General features: G+C 53.2%; 2 rRNA genes. Both read right to left on the bottom strand.

The window, feature by feature from the left end:
* Positions 1 to 42: 42 nt before the first annotated feature.
* Positions 43 to 156 (bottom strand): 5S ribosomal RNA (gene rrf / locus OEL83_21105).
* Between the two features lie 100 nt (positions 157 to 256).
* A 23S ribosomal RNA gene (locus OEL83_21100) occupies positions 257 to 2,727 on the bottom strand; the annotation flags it as partial.

Genomic DNA, 2,727 nt, shown 5'->3' with positions numbered 1-2,727 from the left:
GAAACACCCCAGCCACATAGTAGCTGGGGTGTTGTAAGGGGAGCCTGGCGGTGACCTACTTTCGCACATGAAGTATGCACTATCATCGGCGCAACTCTGTTTCACGGTCCTGTTCGGGATGGGAAGGGGTGGGTCCAGAGCGCTATGGCCGCCAAGCGTAACTTGTTCGCTCGCCGTCGAGTGACGTCGAGCGCAAAATGGGAGAAGGTTAAATGTGATTGCGTTTCAAACTGAAGCGCTTTGATCTCAGAGTTATAGGATCAAGCCGCACGGGCAATTAGTATCGGTTAGCTTAACGCATTACTGCGCTTCCACACCCGACCTATCAACGTGGTGGTCTTCCACGACCCTTTAGGGGGCTCGAAGCCCCGGGGAAGTCTAATCTTGAGGCGAGTTTCCCGCTTAGATGCTTTCAGCGGTTATCTCTTCCGTACTTAGCTACCCGGCGATGCGACTGGCGTCACAACCGGTACACCAGGGGTACGTCCACTCCGGTCCTCTCGTACTAGGAGCAGCCCCCCTCAAACTTCCAGCGCCCACGGCAGATAGGGACCAAACTGTCTCACGACGTTTTAAACCCAGCTCACGTACCTCTTTAAATGGCGAACAGCCATACCCTTGGGACCGGCTACAGCCCCAGGATGAGATGAGCCGACATCGAGGTGCCAAACACCGCCGTCGATATGAACTCTTGGGCGGTATCAGCCTGTTATCCCCAGAGTACCTTTTATCCGTTGAGCGATGGCCCTTCCATACAGAACCACCGGATCACTATGACCTGCTTTCGCACCTGCTCGACTTGTGGGTCTCGCAGTCAAGCACGCTTATGCCATTGCACTATTAGCACGATGTCCGACCGTACCTAGCGTACCTTCGTACTCCTCCGTTACCTTTTGGGAGGAGACCGCCCCAGTCAAACTGCCTACCATGCACGGTCCCAGACCTGGATTCACAGGCCATGGTTAGAACCTCAAACAAACCAGGGTGGTATTTCAAGGACGACTCCACCAGAACTAGCGTCCTGGTCTCACAGTCTCCCACCTATCCTACACAGATCGGTTCAAAGTCCAATGCAAAGCTACAGTAAAGGTTCATGGGGTCTTTCCGTCTAGCCGCGGGGAGATTGCATCTTCACAAACATTTCAATTTCGCTGAGTCTCAGGAGGAGACAGTGTGGCCATCGTTACGCCATTCGTGCAGGTCGGAACTTACCCGACAAGGAATTTCGCTACCTTAGGACCGTTATAGTTACGGCCGCCGTTTACCGGGGCTTCGATCAAGAGCTTGCACCCCATCACTTAACCTTCCGGCACCGGGCAGGCGTCACACCCTATACGTCCACTTTCGTGTTTGCAGAGTGCTGTGTTTTTATTAAACAGTCGCAGCCACCATTTCACTGCAACCCCATCGAGCTTCGAGAGCAAGTCTCTACACCCTACCGGGGCGCACCTTATCCCGAAGTTACGGTGCCAATTTGCCGAGTTCCTTCTCCTGAGTTCTCTCAAGCGCCTTAGAATTCTCATCCTGCCCACCTGTGTCGGTTTGCGGTACGGTCCCAATGTAACTGAAGCTTAGAGGCTTTTCTTGGAAGCTTGGTATCAATCACTTCGCGCTCAAAGAGCGCTCGTCATCACGCCTCAGCTTAGCCCCCCGGATTTGCCTAAGGGGCACGCCTACACGCTTAAACCGGGACGTCCAACACCCGGCTGACCTAACCTTCTCCGTCCCCCCATCGCATTACATTGAGGTACAGGAATATTAACCTGTTTCCCATCGACTACGCTTTTCAGCCTCGCCTTAGGGGCCGACTCACCCTGCGCCGATGAACGTTGCGCAGGAAACCTTGGGCTTTCGGCGAGGGAGCTTTTCACTCCCTTTATCGCTACTCATGTCAGCATTCGCACTTCTGATACCTCCAGCATCCCTCACGAGACACCTTCAACGGCCTACAGAACGCTCTCCTACCATATCCAAAGGATATCCGCGATTTCGGTGCATAGTTTGAGCCCCGTTACATCTTCCGCGCAGGACGACTCGACCAGTGAGCTATTACGCTTTCTTTAAAGGATGGCTGCTTCTAAGCCAACCTCCTGGCTGTCTGAGCCTTCCCACCTCGTTTCCCACTTAACTATGTCTTTGGGACCTTAATCGGCGGTCTGGGTTGTTTCCCTCTTGACACCGGACGTTAGCACCCGATGTCTGTCTCCCAAGCTCGCACTCTACGGTATTCAGAGTTTGCTATGGCGAAGTAAGTCGCGATGACCCCTTCAACCATTACAGTGCTTTACCCCCGTAGGTGATACTTGAGGCACTACCTAAATAGTTTTCGGAGAGAACCAGCTATTTCCGGATTTGTTTAGCCTTTCACCCCTATCCACAGCTCATCCCCTAACTTTTCAACGTTAGTGGGTTCGGACCTCCAGTGCGTGTTACCGCACCTTCATCCTGGCCATGGATAGATCATCCGGTTTCGGGTCTACGCCATGCTACTTAACGCCCTTATCAGACTCGGTTTCCCTACGCCTTCCCTACTCGGTTAAGCTCGCAACATAACGTAAGTCGCTGACCCATTATACAAAAGGTACGCAGTCACCCCACGAAGGGGCTCCCACTGTTTGTATGCATGCGGTTTCAGGATCTATTTCACTCCCCTCCCGGGGTTCTTTTCGCCTTTCCCTCACGGTACTGGTTCACTATCGGTCGATTACGAGTATTTAGCCTTGGAGG

Source organism: Desulforhopalus sp. (assembly GCA_030247675.1).
Lineage (GTDB): Bacteria > Desulfobacterota > Desulfobulbia > Desulfobulbales > Desulfocapsaceae > Desulforhopalus_A.
Note: the sequence above shows the minus strand (reverse complement) of the source record. Positions and strands in the feature narration are given on the sequence as shown.